Annotated in this window: 21 protein-coding genes and 1 pseudogene; 14 read left to right on the top strand and 8 right to left on the bottom strand. The window is 45.8% G+C overall.

The annotated features are described in order from the left end of the window. Positions 1 to 58 precede the first annotated feature (58 nt). From grpE to WOA13_RS06910, 5 genes are all read left to right on the top strand, one after another. Positions 59 to 634, top strand: coding sequence for a nucleotide exchange factor GrpE (gene grpE, locus WOA13_RS06930; RefSeq protein WP_342127212.1), 576 nt, complete (start codon positions 59 to 61; stop codon positions 632 to 634). 93 nt (positions 635 to 727) lie between these two features. After that, positions 728 to 2,587: a molecular chaperone DnaK gene (dnaK, locus tag WOA13_RS06925; RefSeq protein WP_342127211.1), complete on the top strand. Its 1,860-nt coding sequence runs from the start codon at positions 728 to 730 to the stop codon at positions 2,585 to 2,587. 66 nt (positions 2,588 to 2,653) lie between these two features. Further along, complete coding sequence (gene dnaJ / locus WOA13_RS06920; protein ID WP_342127210.1) at positions 2,654 to 3,853, top strand: molecular chaperone DnaJ; 1,200 nt, start codon at positions 2,654 to 2,656, stop codon at positions 3,851 to 3,853. A 128-nt stretch (positions 3,854 to 3,981) separates the two neighbouring features. Beyond that, positions 3,982 to 5,316, top strand: coding sequence for a Trk system potassium transporter TrkA (gene trkA / locus WOA13_RS06915; protein ID WP_342127209.1), 1,335 nt, complete (start codon positions 3,982 to 3,984; stop codon positions 5,314 to 5,316). Positions 5,317 to 5,336: 20 nt separating this feature from the next. Beyond that, positions 5,337 to 6,773 (top strand): TrkH family potassium uptake protein, encoded by a 1,437-nt coding sequence (locus WOA13_RS06910; protein WP_342127208.1) that lies wholly within the window; start codon positions 5,337 to 5,339, stop codon positions 6,771 to 6,773. 76 nt (positions 6,774 to 6,849) lie between these two features. On the opposite strand, the gene WOA13_RS06905 is transcribed toward WOA13_RS06910, so the two are convergent. After that, the gene (locus WOA13_RS06905) at positions 6,850 to 8,070 is read right to left on the bottom strand and encodes an NAD(P)/FAD-dependent oxidoreductase (protein ID WP_342127207.1); all 1,221 of its coding nucleotides are present in this window, start codon (positions 8,068 to 8,070) and stop codon (positions 6,850 to 6,852) included. Further along, positions 8,067 to 8,240 (bottom strand): 4Fe-4S binding protein, encoded by a 174-nt coding sequence (locus WOA13_RS06900; protein ID WP_342127206.1) that lies wholly within the window; start codon positions 8,238 to 8,240, stop codon positions 8,067 to 8,069. Before WOA13_RS06900 ends, WOA13_RS06905 begins: the two co-directional genes overlap by 4 nt. 281 nt (positions 8,241 to 8,521) lie before the next feature. Here WOA13_RS06900 and cutA point away from each other — a divergent pair, with 281 nt between their 5' ends. Next, on the top strand, positions 8,522 to 8,836 hold the full coding sequence (gene cutA / locus WOA13_RS06895; protein ID WP_342127205.1) for a divalent-cation tolerance protein CutA: 315 nt from the start codon (positions 8,522 to 8,524) through the stop codon (positions 8,834 to 8,836). On the opposite strand, the gene cofC is transcribed toward cutA, so the two are convergent. From cofC to WOA13_RS06865, 6 genes are all read right to left on the bottom strand, one after another. After that, entirely contained in the window at positions 8,813 to 9,460 is a 648-nt protein-coding gene (gene cofC, locus WOA13_RS06890) for a 2-phospho-L-lactate guanylyltransferase (RefSeq protein WP_342127204.1), read from the bottom strand. The genes cutA and cofC overlap by 24 nt on opposite strands. Before the next feature lies 1 nt (position 9,461). Continuing rightward, the gene (cofH, locus tag WOA13_RS06885; RefSeq protein WP_342127203.1) at positions 9,462 to 10,532 is read right to left on the bottom strand and encodes a 5-amino-6-(D-ribitylamino)uracil--L-tyrosine 4-hydroxyphenyl transferase CofH; all 1,071 of its coding nucleotides are present in this window, start codon (positions 10,530 to 10,532) and stop codon (positions 9,462 to 9,464) included. After that, positions 10,529 to 11,602: a 5-amino-6-(D-ribitylamino)uracil--L-tyrosine 4-hydroxyphenyl transferase CofH gene (gene cofH, locus WOA13_RS06880; protein WP_342127202.1), complete on the bottom strand. Its 1,074-nt coding sequence runs from the start codon at positions 11,600 to 11,602 to the stop codon at positions 10,529 to 10,531. Before cofH (WOA13_RS06880) ends, cofH (WOA13_RS06885) begins: the two co-directional genes overlap by 4 nt. Continuing rightward, entirely contained in the window at positions 11,592 to 12,590 is a 999-nt protein-coding gene (cofG, locus tag WOA13_RS06875; RefSeq protein ID WP_342127201.1) for a 7,8-didemethyl-8-hydroxy-5-deazariboflavin synthase subunit CofG, read from the bottom strand. Before cofG ends, cofH (WOA13_RS06880) begins: the two co-directional genes overlap by 11 nt. Before the next feature lie 225 nt (positions 12,591 to 12,815). Beyond that, positions 12,816 to 14,087, bottom strand: coding sequence for a phytoene desaturase family protein (locus WOA13_RS06870; RefSeq protein ID WP_342127200.1), 1,272 nt, complete (start codon positions 14,085 to 14,087; stop codon positions 12,816 to 12,818). Further along, positions 14,084 to 14,245, bottom strand: a complete 162-nt coding sequence (locus WOA13_RS06865) for a DUF362 domain-containing protein (protein ID WP_048205848.1) — start codon at positions 14,243 to 14,245, stop codon at positions 14,084 to 14,086. Before WOA13_RS06865 ends, WOA13_RS06870 begins: the two co-directional genes overlap by 4 nt. Positions 14,246 to 14,553: 308 nt before the next feature. Between WOA13_RS06865 and WOA13_RS06860 the strand changes: the two genes are divergently transcribed. The 8 genes and pseudogenes from WOA13_RS06860 to fpoI all read left to right on the top strand — a co-directional run bounded on the left by WOA13_RS06860 (position 14,554) and on the right by fpoI (position 19,889). Then, positions 14,554 to 14,970 (top strand): DUF22 domain-containing protein, encoded by a 417-nt coding sequence (locus WOA13_RS06860; protein WP_342127199.1) that lies wholly within the window; start codon positions 14,554 to 14,556, stop codon positions 14,968 to 14,970. Between the two features lie 24 nt (positions 14,971 to 14,994). Beyond that, entirely contained in the window at positions 14,995 to 15,501 is a 507-nt protein-coding gene (locus WOA13_RS06855) for a hypothetical protein (RefSeq protein WP_342127198.1), read from the top strand. Between the two features lie 378 nt (positions 15,502 to 15,879). Then, positions 15,880 to 16,275, top strand: a complete 396-nt coding sequence (gene fpoA, locus WOA13_RS06850; RefSeq protein WP_048205845.1) for a F420H2 dehydrogenase subunit FpoA — start codon at positions 15,880 to 15,882, stop codon at positions 16,273 to 16,275. After that, on the top strand, positions 16,263 to 16,817 hold the full coding sequence (gene fpoB / locus WOA13_RS06845) for a F(420)H(2) dehydrogenase subunit B (RefSeq protein ID WP_342127196.1): 555 nt from the start codon (positions 16,263 to 16,265) through the stop codon (positions 16,815 to 16,817). The genes fpoA and fpoB overlap by 13 nt, the downstream gene beginning before the upstream one ends. 9 nt (positions 16,818 to 16,826) lie before the next feature. After that, on the top strand, positions 16,827 to 17,303 hold the full coding sequence (fpoC, locus tag WOA13_RS06840) for a F420H2 dehydrogenase subunit FpoC (RefSeq protein ID WP_342127195.1): 477 nt from the start codon (positions 16,827 to 16,829) through the stop codon (positions 17,301 to 17,303). 9 nt (positions 17,304 to 17,312) lie between these two features. Beyond that, positions 17,313 to 18,437 carry a F420H2 dehydrogenase subunit FpoD gene (fpoD, locus tag WOA13_RS06835; RefSeq protein WP_048205842.1) on the top strand — a complete coding sequence of 375 codons (1,125 nt, stop codon included), beginning with the start codon at positions 17,313 to 17,315 and terminating at the stop codon, positions 18,435 to 18,437. A gap of 5 nt (positions 18,438 to 18,442) precedes the next feature. After that, positions 18,443 to 19,477: pseudogene (gene fpoH, locus WOA13_RS06830) on the top strand (F420H2 dehydrogenase subunit FpoH). Between the two features lie 4 nt (positions 19,478 to 19,481). Next, positions 19,482 to 19,889, top strand: coding sequence for a F420H2 dehydrogenase subunit FpoI (fpoI, locus tag WOA13_RS06825; RefSeq protein WP_342127194.1), 408 nt, complete (start codon positions 19,482 to 19,484; stop codon positions 19,887 to 19,889).

Raw genomic sequence — 19,889 nt, 5'->3', positions numbered from 1 at the left:
CAAACAATCACATGCTGTTATAATATACCGCTGATAAATTATGGCGGAGTCGTGATCAATGGCAGGTAAATCTGGAAAGAAATGCAAAACTAAAGACGAGAAGGATTCGTGCGCTTGCTGTGGCGGTGAAAATGTGCCGGAAAACCTTAAAGGTGAAGGTCCCGAAGGCAACAATGCTGCTACATCTGCGGATTCTGAGATCATGGAACTTAAAGAGCAATTGATCCGCCAGAGGGCTGAGTTCGAGAACTTCAGGAAACGAAGCATTCGTGAGAAAGAGGAGTTCCGCAAGTTCGCTCTTGAGAATATGATGGTGGAAATGCTTGAAGTATATGATAATTTTGAGCGCGCTCTTGAATCTGCTAAAAAGACAGACGATGTAAAGTCGGTTATTGAGGGCGTTGAGATGGTGTTCAGGCAATTCATCTCTATCCTTGAGAGAGAAGGCCTGAAAAAGATCGATTGCGTTGGTAAGGAATTCGATCCGCATCTCCACGAGGCAATGATGCACGTCCAGACCACGGAACATCCTGACCACCATGTTGTTGATGTGTGCAAGCCCGGTTATGAGTTAAACTCAAAGGTCATACGTCATGCAATGGTAACAATTGCAGATAATCCGGATGAGAACTGACATTAATATTACAGGAATCAACCTGCATAATATTGTAAAGAGAACAAAATTTCTGTTAATTACTTAATAATCAAAGACAAGTGAGGTATTATCATGGGAAAGATACTAGGTATTGATCTTGGAACTACGAATTCATGTATGGCTGTCATCGAAGGTGGAAAACCTACTGTTGTACCTAATGCGGAAGGCGGAAGGACAACTCCTTCAGTGGTCGGATTCTCAAAGAAGGGAGAAAAACTTGTAGGACAGGTCGCAAAGAGGCAGATGATCGCCAACCCTGATAACAGTGTTAGCTCAATTAAGCGCCACATCGGTGAAGGGGATTACAAGGTAAACCTGAACGACAAGGATTACACTCCTCAGGAAGTTTCTTCAATGATACTTCGCAAGCTCAAGGACGATGCTGAAGCATACCTTGGTGAGTCCATCACACAGGCTGTTATCACTGTGCCTGCTTATTTCAACGATTCCCAGAGGCAGGCAACCAAGGATGCAGGTACAATTGCCGGACTTGAGGTAATGAGGATCATCAATGAGCCTACCGCAGCATCCCTTGCATATGGTCTCGACAAAGAGGAAGGCGACCACAAGATCCTTGTATACGATCTTGGTGGCGGTACTTTCGATGTATCCGTTCTGGAGCTTGGAGATGGTATCTTTGAGGTACTTTCCACAAGTGGAGACACCCACCTTGGTGGTGATGACTTTGATCACAGGATCACAGAGCATCTCATCGAGGAGTTCAAGAAGGCTGAGGGTATCGACCTTTCAAATGACAAGGCTGCACTCCAGCGTCTGAGCGATGCTGCTGAGAAGGCAAAGATCGAGCTTTCCGGTGTAACTTCCACCAACGTGAACCTGCCTTTCATTACAGCAGATTCCAACGGCCAGCCAAAACACATTGATATCGATGTTACAAGAGCGCAGTTCGAGAAGATGACCGAAGACCTTGTGGAAAAGACACTTGTTTCCATGAAGCAGGCACTCAGTGATGCAAAGGTCACTCCAAAGGACATCGACAGGGTACTTCTTATCGGTGGTTCCACAAGGATACCAGCAGTGTACGATGTTGTTAAGAACTTCATCGGAAAGGACCCATACAAGAACATCAACCCTGACGAAGCAGTTGCTGTAGGTGCAGCTATCCAGGCAGGTGTGCTTGGTGGAGAGGTCCATGATGTCCTGTTGCTCGATGTCACTCCTCTGACACTTGGTATCGAGACCCTCGGAGGCGTTGCAACACCTCTTATCGAGAGGAACACTACCATTCCTACAAAGAAGAGCCAGATATTCTCAACTGCTGCAGACAACCAGCCATCTGTGGAGATCCATATCCTGCAGGGTGAGCGAGGAGTTGCTTCTGCTAACAAGACACTTGGACGCTTTGTGCTCGATGGAATACCACCATCTCCAAGGGGAATGCCGCAGATCGAAGTTACATTTGACATCGACTCCAATGGTATCCTTCATGTAAATGCAAAGGACCTTGGAACCGGCAAAGAGCAGTCTATCTCTATCCAGAAGCCTGGTGGATTGTCCGATGAGGAGATCGATCAGATGGTGAAGGACGCTGAAGCTCACGCAGAAGAGGACAAGGCTCGCAAGGAAGAGGTCGAGATCAGGAACAATGCAGAATCTCTTGTAAACGCTGCTGAGAAGACCCTCAAAGAGGCTGGAGATGTCGCAACCGATGAGCAGAAGACCACCATCGAAAAGGCTATCGCTGAAACGAAAGAGGCTCTCGAGGGTGAGGATTCCGAGGCTATCAAGACAAAGGCCGAGGCATTGCAGGAAGCTGTTTACCAGGTCTCAGCTGCAATGTATGAGAAGGCACAGCAGGAAGCAGCTGCAGGCGCAGAAGCTTCTGAAGGTGCTGATACATCTGCTTCAGATGCCGGATCCGATGAGACTGTCGTTGATGCGGACTATGAGGTTGTCGACGAAGACAAATAAATATCTTGAATGTATAGGTGCAGATGCTTCCAATCTGCATCTTAATTTATTCCTGAAGGAGATTTAATGTCGACCACACGTGATTATTACGAAATACTTGGTGTATCCAAGGATGCCTCTGAGACCGATATCAAGAAAGCATACCGCAAACTTGCGATGAAGTATCATCCTGACAAGAACAAGGATGATGGTGCTGAAGAAAAGTTCAAGGAGATATCCGAAGCTTACGCTGTACTCTCCGATAGTGAGAAAAGGGCACAGTATGATCGGTTTGGTCATGCAGGTATAGACGGTCGATATAGCACAGAAGATATTTTCAGGAATGCTGACTTTGGTGGTTTCGAGGATCTTGGTGATATCTTTGGCAGCATCTTCGGAGGCGGCTTTGGCGGTTTCGGAGGTTTTGGTGGCGGAGGTCGCCGCAGGCAGGGTCCAACAAGAGGTTCCGACCTGAGATATGATCTGGCCGTAACACTGGAGCAGGCTGCTTTCGGTGAGCAGGTGAAGATCAATGTCCCAAGGGCAGAGAACTGTGAGACTTGCGGTGGTACCGGTGCAAAGGAAGGTACAAGTCCGACCACATGTCCGAAATGTCATGGCAGCGGACAGATGACCCATGCAAGGAGAACACCGCTTGGTAACTTCATGACCACTACCACATGTGACAATTGTCACGGCAGGGGTCAGATAATCGAATCCCCGTGTCCTGTCTGTAAAGGATCAGGCAAGCAGAAGAAAGTGCGCAAGCTCGAGGTACGTGTTCCAAAGGGAGCGGATACTGGCTTGCGTCTGAAGATGACCGGTGAAGGTGAAGCCGGAAGTCCTGGTGCACCACCTGGTGATCTCTATGTTGTGATCCATGTAAAGGCTCATGAGAAATTTGACCGCATCGGTGATGACATCATCTATGAGGTTCCGATAACGTTCTCACAGGCAGCTCTTGGAGCAGAGGTTAAGGTTCCGACACTTCACGGCAAGGTCAAGATGAAGATCAAAGCAGGAACCCAGACCCATTCAGTACTTCGTCTGAAAGGAAAAGGCATGCCACATCTTCATGGGCACGGTCAGGGTGACCAGCTTGTGAAGGTCGTTGTTGAGACACCTACGAACCTGACCGACAAACAGAGAGGTCTTCTGGAAGAGCTTGATAAGGTAACTGGTGGCCAGTCCAAAGGCTCAAAAGGTGGCAAAGGCTTCTTTGATAAGATGAAAGATGCTTTTGAAACTGCGATTTCTGATGACACACCCGACTCTGTGAATTCCTGATCACAGGTTGGGACATTCCTTCTTTTTTCTTTACATCTGCATTTCTGTGGAGTAAACTTTAACACAGATACCGATTATTATACCTCTCTTATACTTCCAATTTATTTTCATAGGTTTGTGTGATCTTTATGAAAATCATAATCGTCGGAGCCGGTGAGGTAGGGTATCATATAGCAAGTTCCCTTTATCTCAATAATGATGTTATCGTTATTGATAACGATGAGGATGCATGTGCACGCGCAGATGAGCTTGATGTACAGGTCATTCATGGAAACGGTGCTAATATATCCATATTAGGAAAGATGCTCAACGATGCTGATCTGCTTGTTGCAGTAACCGGTTCAGATGAGGTCAACATTGTTGCCTGTACTGCAGCTAAACTGATCGCTCCTTCTTACAGGCCATTCAAGACGATGGCAAGGGTCACAAATCCTGATTATATTGACCGGCCTGTTGCGACCCGTACACAGATCGGTATCGATGTTATGATCTGTCCGGAACTCTCTCTTGCTTCTGAGGTTGCAGAGATCCTTTCTATTCCTTCTGCTATTGATGCTGAGGTTTTTGCAGATGGCAAGATCAAGATGATGGAATTCGTTGTGTCAGAAAACAGCGATCTTGTGGATAAGAACATGAAGGATCTGGATCTTTCCGATTGCTGTATCGTGAGTGCTATTTACAGGCAGTCTGACATCATTATTCCACATGGGAATGATGTCATACATGGCCATGACCATGTTGTTGTCATTGGTAAATCCGATGCAATGGCCAATATAGGAACTCTTTTTGCAGGTCATGAGGATAATGTAAGCAGAATAATGATCATTGGTGGAGGAACCGTTGGTTTCTATCTTGCAAAGCTTATTGAAAAGAGTCATGCAACCATTAAAATAATCGAAAAGGATCTGGATCGCTGCGAGTTCATTGCCGAGGCACTTCCAAAGGTACTTGTCCTGAAGGGCAATGGTACGGACATCAACCTTCTGAAAGAGGAGGGTGTACAGGATATGGATGTGGTCATCTCTGTGACTGACAGTGATGAAAAGAACCTTTTATGTGCTCTTCTTTCCAAACAGCTTGGTGCCAAGAAAGTAGTTGTACGTGCGGATCATCTCGACTATGTGCCACTTTTCGAACTTGTGGGCGTGGATCGTGCTGTAAGTCCAAGGGAAGCTACGATTAATGAAGTACTAAAGTTGACCATGGGAACAGGTATTGAAGCACTGACGATGATCGAGGGTGAAAAGGCCGAGATCATCGAATATACTGCATCAAGCAGCTCAAAGGTAGTCGGAAAACCTCTGAAGAACGTCAAATTCCCTGAAGGAGCACTTGTTAGTATGGTGGTCCATAAAGGTGAAACATTCGTTCCACGCGGTAACTATATTATTAAGGAAGGTGACCGTGTGCTTATATTCTCGCTTCCTTCTGCACATCAGGAAGTCGAACGACTCTTCAAGTAATTCAAAACAGCCGTGGTTTGATGAGATTTGGTATCGTATTCAGTGTAATGGGCTTACTTCTTCGTTTTTTAGGCCCTATGATGCTGGTGCCACTGGGAGTTGCCCTTTATTATGGTGAGTCTCCTTTTCCTTTTGCAGTAGCCTTTTCTGTAACAACAATTGTTGGTTCCGCTCTTTCATTCCGCTATTCATCAGATGATCGGGAATGGGAAAAACGTGAAGGGTTTGCTATAGTCGCCTTTGGGTGGTTTGCAGCAGCCCTCTTTGGTTCAATTCCGTATATGTTCGACGGGGTAACACCTCTTAATGCATTGTTCGAGTCCATGTCCGGTTTTACAACAACAGGTGCAACGGTCTTTGTAGATATTGAAACACATTCAAAGTCTCTCCTGTTCTGGCGAAGCATGACCCAATGGATTGGAGGTATGGGAATCATCATGCTTTTCATTGCAATTCTCCCAAAGTTGGGAGTTGCAGGCCGTCAGATGTTCCGTGCAGAGGCACCGGGGCCCAAAGAGGACCAGCTAAGACCAAGGATCCGGGAGACTGCGAAGATCCTCTGGACAGTCTATGTATCCATTTCTGTAGTGGAACTTCTCCTTCTGCTCAGTGCAGGAATGTCCTTCTACGATGCCTGTACACATACCTTCACTACCATGGCATGTGGGGGTTTTTCACCTTATGCGGATAGCGTTGCTGCTTTTGACAGTCCTCTTATTGAAGGGATCATCACTCTTTTTATGTTCATTGCGGGTGCGAACTTTGCATTGCACTACAAGACCCTGTATTCTGACAAGAAGAGTCTTCTCAAGGACAATGAATTCAAGTTCTATTTCTTGATCGTGGGCCTTGCGACGATCCTTCTGACGCTGGTCCTGTGGAGGGATACTCCGGATTCTATACCTACATCTTTCAGGTATGCCATTTTCCAGGTCATCTCTATATTGACGACAACCGGTTATGCAACGACTGACTTCAATCTGTGGACCGATTCCGGGAAGGTGGTTTTACTGGCAATGATGTTCATTGGAGGTTGTGCCGGGTCTACTGCAGGCGGAATAAAGGTAGTTCGCCTCCTGATACTGCTTAAATATGCACGAAATGAGCTGTTCAAAGCGATTCATCCTAAAGCTGTGAGGCCTATCAAGTTCAATGGAAAGAGCGTACCTTCTGATATCATGCATGCGATCATCTCATTTGTTGTAATCTATTTCCTTATCTTTTTGATAAGTTCAGCTGTTCTCTCCATATTTGGAATGGACCTTACCAGTTCTGTCACGGCATCAATAGCAACTCTTGGAAACATTGGTCCTGGTTTCAATGTGGTGGGACCAATGGCAAACTTCAGTACTGTCCCTGTTATTGGGAAAATTGTCCTGATCGCCAATATGTGGATCGGCAGGCTTGAAGTGTTCACTGTTATAGTTATGCTTACTCCTGAATTCTGGAAACGGTAAACTATATTCTATGAAATTAAAATAAAATAAAATAAGGGCTTGTTCCAGCCTTTCCCGGATGGAACAAAAAGTAGGATTATGTCCTGTATTTGAAATCGATATCGTTCTTGACAATATCCTTAAAGAGTCCTCTGAGGTTCCAGAGAAGTTTCTTGTTTGCTTTGAACAGGGCGAGTAAAAGGTCCATAAGGCTCATGCTTGTGAAGTTTACGTTCTGGAGTGATTTGGCCAGTGAGTTCAGATCCTCGTCTGTGAAATTGACAAAGGTTTCCTTGACCACCAGACTGTTGTCGATTTCTTTTCCAATAGTATCTCTCCAGAGGTCCTCGTATTCCTGCAGCCCCTTTTCGGAACAATCTCCATTTCTGATAGCCTTTACAGCAACTTCTCCGGCCATCTTTCCTGCATCCATGGCGTTGATGATACCTCCGCCGGTGATCGGATCTGACTGACGTGCAGCGTCACCTACAAGGATAAGCCCGTTGGCTATGGTCCTGTCGATGGTACCGGATACCGGTACTCCTCCGACGACCATTTCGATGATCCTGGCTTCAGGCATGTTCTTTTCCATGAAATCGTTTAGAAGGTCAATGGCCCGTTGTTCTCCGGACTCGCTTCCAAGTATGCCTATGCCGACATTGGCCTTGTTGCCACCTTTTGGGAACAACCAGATATAGCCTGCAGGGGCGACTTCGTTGCCGAGGTAGAAATAACAGAATTCCTGGTCGATATTCGCATTGGCTACCAGGTATTGTGCACAGGTTTCCATGTCTTCCGGCTTTACTGAAGTATTGATGCCTGCCCAGCGGCCGACCTTTGATTCCATCCCGTCTGCACCGATGACAATCTTTGAACGAACTTCGTACTCTTCACCCATGTGCATGAGCTTGATCCCGCAGACCGTATTGCCTTCAATTATAAGGTCAGTAGCTCTGGTCTTGACCATCACTTCTGCTCCTGCAAGAGCACTCTCGTTAGCAAGTGCCCGGTCGAATATCTTTCTCTCAAGCACATAGCCGACCTCTCCGCCGGATATTTCCTCTGCCATTTCGACCATTGTACCGTCCGGTGAAAAGATGCGTGAACCTTTCACATCAGCACAGATCCATCTGGGGTCGGGTTCTATATGCTGCTGCAGGTTGTATTTGCCCACTCCTTCAGCACATCTGATCGGATCTCCGATCTCCTGTCTTTTTTCTATCAGGAGTACGTCGAGTCCCTTTTCTGCAGCTGTTTTTGCAGTAATGGATCCGGCGGGACCTGCACCGACAACAATAATATCATACTCGTTTTTCATCTGTCCACCTCGATAGCCCCCAGTGGACATACCTTCTGACAGATGCCACATCCCGTACATTTATTGTCTACTTCTATCCATGTTTCGATGAGCTCTAATGCCCCTGTTGGGCAAACGCCCACACATGCACCGCAGTACCCACATTTATATTTATTTACAATGATGCTCATTCATTATCACCGATAGTCAGATGTGATGTACCATTATTACTTTGATAATAATATAGGTTTCGTGAGTTGCTTAATGACTCATGGAAACTTTTATATCAGATTATTTATTGGAAGCCAAATCCAATAAAAAATATGACGCTTTCGGCTATCTATACTAACACATATTGCCCAAACAGTTTCTGTTAGCATCCGTTTATCCTTTTCATAAGATCATGTGCCCTACGTGCAGTTCATGGATGGTGGACGATACTTAGATATATTTTCTGCAAATATCCTTTAATATGCATCATATAATGGTTTACATTACTGCCGGAAGTATGGATGAAGCCCGTATGATCGGAAGGGAACTGGTATCAGGTCGCTTTGCCGCATGTGCCAACATCTATCCTATGAATTCCATATATTGGTGGGACGATGAACTTGTAGAGGACGATGAGGTCGTACTCATCGTAAAAACGACAGGTGAAAGATTTGAAGAATTAAAAGAAAAGGTCTCATCTCTTCACAGCTACGATCTTCCATGCATAATCTCCTGGGAGATAACCGGTGAGAAAAATTATCTTCAGTGGATCTCAGATGAAACCGGAAAGCTTTGAGCTTGGAGATATCTTCACACGCCCTTTGCCGGTTTCGGTACAAAATCTTTTTTCAGCATATTCTTTTGAAAGTCCGTCTCCGTATATGAGCAACTCTACAATGTCATGAGGCTCGTCGATATCGGTACTTGCAAGCAATGAATCAAAGATGCGAATGCTTTTCCCAAGGTCGCTTGTGATGTCACAATGGCTTAAAAAGCTGCATCCATGGTACTTGACGGTAAATTCCTTTGGCTGGCTCAGGAACAGTATGTTCGTTCCGCCGCCTTTTCCGGGAACTATTACAACGTCTTCCGGGAATGATGTTATCTTTTTGAGGTGACTGCTCTTCACAAGGGGGAGGTCGGCCATTATTATTATGGTCGGCTCATCAACAGTCCGGAGGTATTCATTGATGGATACGTTTAGTCCCGGTTCGGTCACAACAAGATTGACCTCAAGGTCTTCAGGAACTCCTTCACTTGAGGTGGTAAGGACATCAATATTTGTGATCCCGGCACAGAGCAATGAGTCGACTACGTCTCTTAGCATAAGCTCGACAAATTCCTCGCGTTCTTCTTTTGAGAGTACCGGAGACAGCCTTGACTTGGCATTCTCCTTCTTGTATGGGATCACTGCCCGCATATCACATTTCCTCGTATAGTGCATTTCTTCGCATTGGCTTGCGGCCTGCACTCCTGATGATCCACTCAAGTTCTTCAGGTGGCAGGTATTCTCCGTTGGAACCACCGGATGCCAGCGTGATCTGGTCTTCCATCAGTGTGCCACCCATATCGTTCGCTCCACAGGACAATGCCACCTGTGCAAGTTTCTTGCCCAGCTTTACCCAGCATGCCTGGAGGTTGTCGATGTGCTTGTTGAGGAGTACTCTTGCAATAGCTATCAGTTGCAGGTCTTCGGTCCCTGTTGTCATGAACTTTCCTGAACGAAGCATCTCTTCCCCGATACGGTTGTTGTAGGGCATGAAAGGCATTGTTATCAGTTCGGTGAAGGCTCCGGTCTCTTCCTGGATATCACGTACTGTCAGTATATGGTCGAAACGTTCTTCCCATGTTTCCACATGCCCGTACATTATGGTTGCATTGGTACGCAGTCCTACATTGTGTGAGGCCTTGATGGTCTCTATCCACTGGTCGGTCGTGATCTTGTCTTCGCAGATGATCTTGCGGACGCGGTCTGAAAGTATCTCTGCAGATGTACCTGTAAGTGTTCCCAGGCCGTTCTTCTTCAGTTCTGAAAAAGAATCCTCAAGAGGAGTTCCTGAAAGGTATGATGCATAATGTATCTCCATGGGTGAGAACCCGTGTATGGTCATGTTGGGGTAGCTGGTGTGTATATTCCTGACGATCTCATTATAGTACTCAAGGTCAAGCTGTGGGAGGTAGCCACCCTGGATACATATCTCAACAGCTCCGGCCTTTTCCGCCTGACCGACCTGTTCGAGTATCTCCTCGATGGTCAGGATGTATCCTTCACCTTCCCTGAACGCGCAGAATCCGCAACTTCCCTTGCACATGTTGGTGATGTAGATGTTACGGTTGGTAACATATGTTACAGTATCTCCTACAGCTTCCTTGCGCAGGTCATCTGCCAGTGCGTAAAGTTCGAAAGGGTTCACATCCAGAAGTTCAAGTGCATCTTCCTTTGTTGCTATTCCCTTGTAGGCACGTTCTATGATATCTTCCGGAATGGTCATTCTGATATGCTCCTGTAAAGTGTGTCTCTCTGTTCCGGCATCCTTTTAGCACCGCGTATGATCCATTCAAGTTCTTCTACAGTGATCACTTCGCCGTTGGAAGCTCCTGCGGACTTTGAGATACTTTCTTCCATCAGTGTGCCTCCAAGATCGTTCCCTCCGCACAACAGTGCCACCTGTGCAAGCTTCTTGCCGAGCTTTACCCAGCTGACCTGTATGTTCTTTACATGTGTGTTCAGTAAGATACGTGCAAGCGAATAGACCTTCAGGTCTTCAGTACCTGTTGTCATGAACTTGCCTTCTTTAAGCATCTGGTCCCCAATAGCATTATTGTAAGGCATGAATGGAAGCGGAACAAATTCCGTGAATCCGCCGGTCTTTTTCTGTATGTCCCTGATCGTTAGTATGTGGTCGATGCGTTCTTCCCACGTTTCCACGTGTCCGTACATCATTGTGGCAGTCGTCGGTATTCCTGCCTTATGGGCAGATGTTACAATATCTATCCACTGCTGCCTTGTGATCTTCCCGGGGCAGATGATCTCACGTACCCGGTCGACAAGTATCTCCGCAGCGGTGCCCGGCATGGTGTTCAATCCGTTCTTTTTGAGCTCAGCAAGTGTCTCTTCAATTGTCAGGCCGCTGGAAGTGGCAGCGTGATAAACTTCCATTGGTGAGAAGCAATGTGTGTGAATGTGGGGGTGATCTTCTTTGACGGATCTGAGGATGTCCAGATAAAGATCAAGCTTCACATCTTCCATCAGTCCTCCCTGGATACATAGCTCAGTGGCACCTGAATCTACGGCTTCATCGATCTTCTCCCTTATCTGCTCCTGTGAGAGCAGGTATCCTTTTTTATCCTTGAATGCACAGAACCCGCAGGTGCCGATACACCGATCCGTGAAATTGATGTTCCGGTTGACAACATATGTGACATTGTCCCCGACAGCTTCCTTTCGCAGGTCATCTGCCAGCGCATATAGTTCAAAGGGTTTCACTTCCAGTAAGGCAAGAGCATCCTCTTTGGTAGCAGTGCCATTGTATGCTCTTTCCACGATATCTTCAGGGATCATTACTTTTCCTCTTGAATCCGTTTTTATCGGTAAGTTCTGTTATAAGGCCGGAAAGTTTGTTACTGTACCATCCTTTCTTAATATACTGTGGGTATATCGGCAACCTTTCTATAAGTGGAATTTCTCCTGTCATCTCCTGAAGTTCCACAACACCTGGCCATTCAGCTTCCGGGTTGATCCAGTCGATGGTCGTGGGGGATATGCCTCCAAGGTCGGATGCTCCGTTCTCGATGAGTATGCGGGGTTCGATCAGGTTTGGTGCGACCTGAACAGCGACATCATCAGGCAGGATATCTCTTGCAAGGGACACTGTACGTACCATCTCTTCCTTTGTGGGTGGAACCTGGTCGGCCATTGGTGTGTCCGGCTTGGGCATGAAGTTCTGGATGATCACTTCCTGGATATGTCCGAATTCCCTGTGGATGTCTGCAATAGCTTCCAGTGAGTTCTTCCTGTCCTCATTGCTCTCACCGATGCCTACCAGTATGCCTGTTGTGAAAGGTATTTGCAGTTCGCCGGCAGTACGTATCATCTCGATACGTTTTGAAGGAGCCTTTCCGGGAGACTCACTGTGAGCTTTCAGTTCAGCAGTTGTTTCCAGCATGAGGCCCATACTAATATTGAGTGGCTTTAGCATCTCAAGTTCATGTCGGCTGAGGATTCCTGCATTGGTGTGTGGCAGCAGCCCTTTTTCGATGGCAAGTTCACAAAGTTCAGTGACGTATTCGATGGTGCTGTCATATCCCATCTCTTTTAGCTCCTTTTTGTATTCGGGAACCTCTTCAGCATATTCTCCAAATACAAAAAGTGCTTCAGTACATCCTGCTTCTTTTCCGTTTTTCAGGATCGGTATTATCTCCTCTGCGCTCATAAGGCGGGCTTCAGGATGGTCAGGATCCCGCCTGAAAGTGCAATATCCGCAACGGTTCCTGCAAATGTTCGTAACAGGAATGAAAACATTGCGTGAGAATGTCACAAATTCGGGCATAATTGGTCAATGAATGAAGGAATTAGTACATAAGTTTAATCGAAGGTACATTTGTGCTTCAGAACGGACCTGGTGGGGCAAAGTGAGGCAAGGCAGCAACACAATTTCACTTTCAGTTAATTGAAAAAGATTTAATGAAGATCAAATGGTAAGCAGGCTTCTTCCGGGAAATTCAGTTTATGATGGCGAACTATTGTCCGCCACCAAAAAAGATATCTCAGTTTTTCAATTTTCCAGAATAAGGTTCATTGTGTTCTTAACACCAAGGGCTATGCCTTCAACTTCGATGCCGCCCTTGCCTTTTGCACCATCGCCTACTACATACAGGCCTGCGATAGGCGTTGTGTTGCCGATGTCAGATCCTGATGATGATCTGTTGACAGGCCAGCCGTTATAATGGGATTGTGTTAGAATTATTTCGTAATCCTTGCCTGCAAAGATCTCTTCAAGGTCCTTTATACCAAGATCGATCTCGTCATCAAGGTAAGGTATCCTGTCCCATTTCGTTGTCTGGTGGGCCATTACAAGATGCTTGCCCTGCGGTGCAAGTTTGGGGTCGATGTTGGTAACCTCGTTGATACCGTTCACGCGTCTGGCCGAGGGTGTGAAGAGTACGCCTCCGTGACCGATCAGTGGTTCACTTGCGGCAAGGCAGATCTTGGCTCCTGCTGATGGCTTGATAGCTTTTACCCGGTCAAGGTATTTTTGGTACTCTGGGTCGGTCTCCACTCCTTTACAAAGGTCGTTTGTATAATGATGTCCGATGTTGCTGATAACGAGGTCTGCAGGATGTTGTTTTCCATCTATAATGACACCAGTGGCCTTTCCATCCTCTGTAATTATTTCCGTTACCTCTTTTTCAGTATGGATTGTCCCACCATTGTTCCTGACAACGTCTGCCAGGGCATCAGTGACAGCTTTGCAGCCGCCAATGGGCACTCCGGGACCACCATAGCGGTAGAGGTTCTCGAAGATCTCGAACACTTCTTCTGCAGGGACGTCTTCGGCTTTCAGGCTAAGGGCCCAGCCACAGAAGGCATCTGCCATCTGGTATGCAAGAGGGGCATCAAGATGCCTGGAAAGCCATTCTGCAAAGGATCGGTCCTTAGGCGGATTCTTTCTGGTAGTGAACATGAGGAATGCAAGTTTGATCCTGTTCCATAGGGAGAAAACTTTACCGAACTTCGCGAAAGGTACATCTTCATAGATGTTGTTCCCGATATCCTCGAAAATACGCATGAAAGCCATTCCATCTTCGCGCTCGATGGTGACATCTGCGTTGACTTCCCTGAGGAGTTGCGCCAACGGTCCTTTGGGTCCATGTGGTATCATGTGCAGGGCGCCTGTGGAAAGCTGGTATCCTTTGATATCGATATTTGTGAATCTTCCGCCTGTAATGGGGAGACGTTCGAATACCTCTACTTCATATCCGGATCCCGATAATTTTGCCGCGCTTAGCAGGCCGCCAAGTCCGGAACCGATGACTATTGCTTTCATTCACCGACCTCTATAGCTTTCATGGGGCAGTATGCCGCACATATCCCGCACTCCACGCATTTGTCTGTGATGCGTGCCTTGCTTTTAACAATGATGGCATCTTTTTTACAAAATGCAGTGCACTGGCCGCATCCAACACAGTTTTCATTGACTTTCATTTATCTCCCTCGGATTTGCTCCTTTTAAGTCTTTCAATACTCAAAAGGATTTTGTTCAATTCATAGGTTACTAATCAATATCTGTGCTAAATGGGGGGCATTCTTCATTGTCGGCAGTTTTTTCGTATGGCCTTAAGAAGTAATTTATTAATACTGATGTGTCCTATTTATTGTGTAGTACTTTTGGATACTTTGTTCACTTTGGGTTTGGTTTCTCTTTAAGTCCGCTAGTCCTAGCTCTCTATTGTTCATTAACAATAATGACAATCTATTTATACTAAAATACCAAAGTCTATTATGGTGATTTAATGTCCACGGAAACTATACAAGTAGTAGCTCGTAAAGACGGTGAATTGGTTTCGAAGAAGTTCAAGGCCGCACCCTATGAATTCACGATCGCCACTCGTGCGAAGTGGGAGATGATGATCGCTGATGAGGATGTAGAACTCCGTGCAGGCGAATACAAGAAGATCGCTATAAAGGAGGTTACGCTGGATGCGGACACTCTTGCAATTCCATGTGCTTTCACCTACCATGCGGTAGCTTCTGTATTGAAGGTCTCATCCAAGGAAGGCAACTGTCTTGTAGAGAGGCCAAGGACTATCAAGTATGTCTATGCTTTCGGACAGGAGACCGGAAAGGTCCGTGCAGGAGATCTGCTTGGTGTGCTCAACATCTTCCCGATCATGTTCACCAGGGAAGCCATGAAGCCAGTCCTGCTCTAAAAGAAATAACCGGGGGGATCCGATATGGAAAAATGCGAGATCTGCGGAGAAGATCAGGACTACAAGATCTATGAGGGCTATAATATCTGTACTACATGTGCAGATATTATGGAAGATGTGATGGGTGAGTATTTCCTGAAAACAGTACGTGATGCCTCAAAGCCAAAGGCACATGAGGGGTATCTGCACTATCTGGACAATACTACTCGTTATGTAAGTGATTACAAGAAGATCACTACAAAATCGCACAAGTATACAAAAGATGTCACGGAGCGTGCTGAAGATGCGCTACATGAGATTGAGGCGCCTTCAAAGCAGCGTTACTTCGAGCGCATGCACGATGTTCTTGACTGGCTTGAAAAGACTCCTCAGTTCTATCATTACTACTTTAAGGAGCATTATGTGTGCCCAAGCTGCGGCTCATCCATCTTTGACAAGTATGAGTCTGAGCAGGTAGGGGAGTGGATCGTTATCTCCTGTTCGGACTGTGGCGCCATGATCAAGAAATATTTCTCTCCAAAATTAGTCTGAGGGCAAGGGAGGCAGGTCACTGACCGCTTCTCACATTTTTACTTTAGTTTATTTTCTAATCCTGAAATTACTGTATTATTATGATCGGTCATTTAATATTTGAAAAATTCTCATAATTGCTGAGATCTGCAATGCTTTATCATTATTCTAATGGTTCTTCTCATTTCGATTCCACATGGATATTCATTTTAATTTTCATTTTTTGAGACGCATATCTTCCAGTTTTCCAACAGTATGACTTATTTCCATCTGTACTCTCATTATGAAAATATATCGTCATGTTTTATCATGAATGACTCTTTTTTGGAAATAGTTATATAGAGAATACAATATCTACGATTGTAATATCTACGATTAGTAATCATCAGGTGATTCATCATGTCAGTAATAATCGATAGTAGCAATATTATCAATAGTTACATTCCGGTTGCTGTGTTTCTTGTTGTTTCGCTTCTGATGCCACCTGCAACAATGACAATGGTCAAGTTGTTGAGTCCCAGAAGCAAATCACCTAATAAATATGCGACCTATGAATGTGGTTCCGATCCGTTAGGAGATGCGCGAATACAATTCAATGTTGAGTATTATCTTTATGCGATCGCATTCGTTTTGTTCGATATCGAAGTACTTTTCCTTTACCCATGGGCTATGGTATACATAGGCAATGGTGTCGATATGGTAACAGCGATCGTTGAGATGTTAATCTTCATTTTCGTATTGTTATTTGGATATGCCTACTTATGGAAGAAGGGTGCTCTTAAATGGATGAATTAAACGATAACGAAATAGTCGAGAGTCAGGAAGGCTTCGTGGAAGAGATCCCTGGTGTTATCACCACTACTTCCATGGCTATCAATGATTTCTTGAAAAAGACAGTGGCCCAGGATGTAATTAACTGGGGTAGGAAGAACTCCTTGTGGTTCCTGACCCAGCCAATGGGGTGCTGTGGTGTGGAAATGATCGCTACAGGCTGTGCTCACTATGATACGGACAGGTTCGGTATCATCCCGCGTAACTCTCCAAGGGCTGCAGATGTCATGATCATCAGTGGATACGTGACAAGGAAATATCTTCCTGCACTTAAGACTCTGTGGGAACAGATGGCTGCACCAAAGTGGGTCATATGCATGGGTGACTGCTCCATTAGTGGTGGTCCTTTCTATGAATCCTACAGCACAGTGCAGAACATTGACAAAATGTTCCCAATAGATGTTTTTATTCCAGGATGTCCACCAAGGCCGGAAGCCCTGCTTCAGGGATTCCTTGAACTTCAGAAGAAGATCATGGCCAAAAAGGATAATGCAACAGATTATTGAGGTTATATCATGGATGCAAAAAGCATTATTGATTCATTGGTCAACAAGTTCCAGGACTCTCTTACGGACGCAAAAGTGGATTCTGACATAAGGATCTCCGCTTACCTGGAACCTGATATGATCAAAGATGTTTGCCAGTACCTGAAAGATGAACTTGCATTTGACCATCTTTCAAATGAGACTGCAGTAGACTATCCTAAGAAGAATGAGATCATGGTTGTTTATCATGTCGCTTCTTACGACCATCCGGTGTTGCTTACCATTAAGGTGAAGCTTCCAAGGGATGCTCCGGAGATCGAGTCCATCGTTCCTGTCTACTGGAATGCTAACTGGTATGAAAGAGAAGTTTACGAACTGTTCGGTGTTAAGTTCAACAACCATCCGGACCTCAGACAGCTTGTTCTTCCAGAGGAGCTGTTAGGGGATTGGCCTTTGAGGAAAGACTATGAAGGCTTCCCGAACAGGACTGCCAGAAATTTGGTGTGAGGTTTAATTATGGATGAAAATGTAGGCCCATCAGAAATGATAGTCCACCTCGGACCACAGCACCCAATGCAGCCAGGACCTTTCAGGTTGAACCTGAGGCTCAGAGGCGAAACTGTGGTTGATGCTGAGGTCGAGTTAGGATTCATTCACAAGGGTATTGAAAAGATTATGGAGAGCAAGACGTATCTCCAGGGTATTCCTATCGTCGATAGGATCTGCTACCTCACAGCAATGACCAACGAAGAAGCATATGTTGGTGCTGTAGAGAAACTTGCAGATATTGAGGTTCCGGAAAGGTCCCAGTACATAAGGATCATCGTTGAGGAACTCTCAAGGCTTCAGAGCCACCTTCTTGGTATGGGTGAGTTCGGTGAGTTCATTGGTTTTGTATCAATGTTCATGTACACCATCAAGGAAAGGGAAGATATCCTGTCTTTGATGGACATGGTAACCGGAGCACGTATTACACACACTTTCCTCAGATACGGTGGTGTGCGTGACGACATTCCTGAAGGATTCAAGGAAAAATCTGTTGTAGTTTTCGCAAGTCTCAGGGAGCAGATCAATGAGTACAGAAGACTGTTCAATGAGGACGAGATCTATAAACAGCGTTGCTTCGGTGTCGGTGTACTTCAAGCAAAGACCGCAAGGGATCTTGGTGTATCAGGACCTGCTCTCCGTGCAACAGGCGTTGCTTTTGATATAAGGAAAGATGAACCATACCTTACTTACAAGGACCTTGATTTCAAGGTGTGCACAGCCACAGATGGTGACATTGCAGCCCGTATCAATGTAAGGCTCGAAGAGATGGAGGAAGCTATGTACATCATCGAGCAGTGCCTTGACCAGATGCCAGGCGGACCACTCTTCTATGAAGATTCCCCATACGGCAAGAGGAGTCCTGTAATGAGGGTTCCTGAAGGCGATGTGTTCCACAGGGTAGAGGACCCACGTGGAGAAATGGGCTTCTATGTCGTTTCAGACGGCTCTGACAAGCCACACCGTGTAAAGATAAGGGGACCGGTCTATCCGACCATGCAGGCATTACCTCCACTGATCACAGGAACAACTGTTGCTGATGTGGCAGCTATTGCAGGTAGTATGGACGGATGTACCAGTGAGGCGGACAGGTGATCATGATGTCAGGAGAAATAGTAGACATTATTATCAACCCATGGGTTCGTACTCTGATCGGCCTTTGCCTGATCGGTGCTGTGTTCATGGGCGCTATGACCGTTGTCTGGTTCGAGCGTAAACTTTCCGGTGATATCCAGTTCAGGCTTGGTCCTAAATATGTAGGTCCAATGGGTTAGTTCCAGCTTTTCGCTGATGCTATCAAACTGATGACCAAAGAGGATCTTATTCCATCAAAGGCTGACAGGTTGCTTTTCGTTTCAGCACCTATCGTCCTCATGGGTTCAGTCTTCATGATGCTGGTCGCAATTCCATTCGGTGCTGTTATTGTTGATGGTGTCGAGTATGTTATCGTAGGCACCCAGATGGACATCAGTGTCCTTTACATTGAAGCAGTGTCTTCAATTTCTATCATCGGTGCTTTCATGTATGCATACAGTTCAAACAACAAGTACTCCCTTCTGGGTGCTTTCAGGAACTTTGCAAGGATGATCGGATACGAGGTCCCACTCGGTATCACTATAGTAAGTATAGCTATCATGGTAGGTTCACTGGACATTGTCGAGATCGCACAGGCACAGAGCCCTATATGGTTCGTGTTCCTTCAGCCTCTCGGATTCATCGTTTTCTTCATTGCACTGATGGCCGATATGGGACGTCTCCCGTTCGATCAGAACGAGTCTGAAGAAGAACTTGTTGCAGGTTGGATCACTGAATACACCGGTATGAGATTCGGTCTTGGTTTCTTTGCTGAATATATCCACCTTATCCTTGGTTCAATGCTCGTTGTACTGTTGTTCCTTGGAGGATGGAACTTGCCAGCATTCCTGACCAACATCACTATACTGGGAATTTTCCTTCCAACAATGTACTTCCTGTTCAAGGTCGCTCTTGTCATTCTGACCATCATCATGCTAAGATGGGCAGTACCAAGGTTCAGGATCGACCAGGTCGTTGACCTTAGCTGGAAGAGACTTCTCCCATTATCATTATTGAACCTTGGATGGGCAATAATGTTGGGTATTTATATGGGTGCGTGATACCATGGTATTGAAAAATATTGCTAGAGCTGTTAAAAACATCTACAAGCCCCCTATTACCAGAAGGTATCCTGAGGTACCCACCGAGTTGCCTGACAGGTTCAGAGGGCTTCAAAAACTTGATAAAAGTAAATGTATAGGCTGTGGTATTTGTGCTAACACCTGCCCTAACAGTGCGATAAAGATCGTAAGGGCAAGGATTAGTCCGGATAGTGAAAAGACAAGGTGGTTCCCTGCCATCGATATTGGTCACTGTCTGTTCTGCGGTCTTTGTATAGATCAGTGTCCACAAGATGCTCTTTCAAGCACAAAGGTCTACACCACAGGTGTGATCAGGTGGACCCATGAGGAATTATTGTATACTCCGGACATGCTGGCACGTGAAGTACCGGTAGGGGAGAATGGTGAGTGA

The organism is Methanococcoides sp. LMO-2 (genome assembly GCF_038432375.1).
In the GTDB taxonomy this organism is placed as follows: domain Archaea; phylum Halobacteriota; class Methanosarcinia; order Methanosarcinales; family Methanosarcinaceae; genus Methanococcoides; species Methanococcoides cohabitans.
The sequence above is the reverse complement of the archived record's forward strand: the minus strand, read 5'-3'. Positions and strand labels throughout refer to the sequence as shown.

Excerpts from the sequence above, each read along its gene's own strand:
- fpoA (WP_048205845.1), top strand. The coding sequence starts at position 15,880 with ATGTCAGTAATAATCGATAGTAGCAATATTATCAATAGTTACATTCCG.
- WOA13_RS06855 (WP_342127198.1), top strand. The coding sequence starts at position 14,995 with ATGGAAAAATGCGAGATCTGCGGAGAAGATCAGGACTACAAGATCTAT.
- WOA13_RS06910 (WP_342127208.1), top strand. The coding sequence starts at position 5,337 with ATGAGATTTGGTATCGTATTCAGTGTAATGGGCTTACTTCTTCGTTTT.
- dnaJ (WP_342127210.1), top strand. The coding sequence starts at position 2,654 with ATGTCGACCACACGTGATTATTACGAAATACTTGGTGTATCCAAGGAT.
- cutA (WP_342127205.1), top strand. The coding sequence starts at position 8,522 with ATGCATCATATAATGGTTTACATTACTGCCGGAAGTATGGATGAAGCC.
- fpoI (WP_342127194.1), top strand. The coding sequence starts at position 19,482 with ATGGTATTGAAAAATATTGCTAGAGCTGTTAAAAACATCTACAAGCCC.
- fpoD (WP_048205842.1), top strand. The coding sequence starts at position 17,313 with ATGGATGAAAATGTAGGCCCATCAGAAATGATAGTCCACCTCGGACCA.
- fpoB (WP_342127196.1), top strand. The coding sequence starts at position 16,263 with ATGGATGAATTAAACGATAACGAAATAGTCGAGAGTCAGGAAGGCTTC.
- dnaK (WP_342127211.1), top strand. The coding sequence starts at position 728 with ATGGGAAAGATACTAGGTATTGATCTTGGAACTACGAATTCATGTATG.
- cofG (WP_342127201.1), bottom strand. The coding sequence starts at position 12,590 with ATGCCCGAATTTGTGACATTCTCACGCAATGTTTTCATTCCTGTTACG.
- WOA13_RS06900 (WP_342127206.1), bottom strand. The coding sequence starts at position 8,240 with ATGAGCATCATTGTAAATAAATATAAATGTGGGTACTGCGGTGCATGT.
- WOA13_RS06905 (WP_342127207.1), bottom strand. The coding sequence starts at position 8,070 with ATGAAAAACGAGTATGATATTATTGTTGTCGGTGCAGGTCCCGCCGGA.
- cofH (WP_342127203.1), bottom strand. The coding sequence starts at position 10,532 with ATGACCATTCCGGAAGATATCATAGAACGTGCCTACAAGGGAATAGCA.
- cofC (WP_342127204.1), bottom strand. The coding sequence starts at position 9,460 with ATGCGGGCAGTGATCCCATACAAGAAGGAGAATGCCAAGTCAAGGCTG.
- WOA13_RS06870 (WP_342127200.1), bottom strand. The coding sequence starts at position 14,087 with ATGAAAGCAATAGTCATCGGTTCCGGACTTGGCGGCCTGCTAAGCGCG.
- WOA13_RS06865 (WP_048205848.1), bottom strand. The coding sequence starts at position 14,245 with ATGAAAGTCAATGAAAACTGTGTTGGATGCGGCCAGTGCACTGCATTT.
- fpoC (WP_342127195.1), top strand. The coding sequence starts at position 16,827 with ATGGATGCAAAAAGCATTATTGATTCATTGGTCAACAAGTTCCAGGAC.
- trkA (WP_342127209.1), top strand. The coding sequence starts at position 3,982 with ATGAAAATCATAATCGTCGGAGCCGGTGAGGTAGGGTATCATATAGCA.
- WOA13_RS06860 (WP_342127199.1), top strand. The coding sequence starts at position 14,554 with ATGTCCACGGAAACTATACAAGTAGTAGCTCGTAAAGACGGTGAATTG.
- grpE (WP_342127212.1), top strand. The coding sequence starts at position 59 with ATGGCAGGTAAATCTGGAAAGAAATGCAAAACTAAAGACGAGAAGGAT.
- cofH (WP_342127202.1), bottom strand. The coding sequence starts at position 11,602 with ATGATCCCTGAAGATATCGTGGAAAGAGCATACAATGGCACTGCTACC.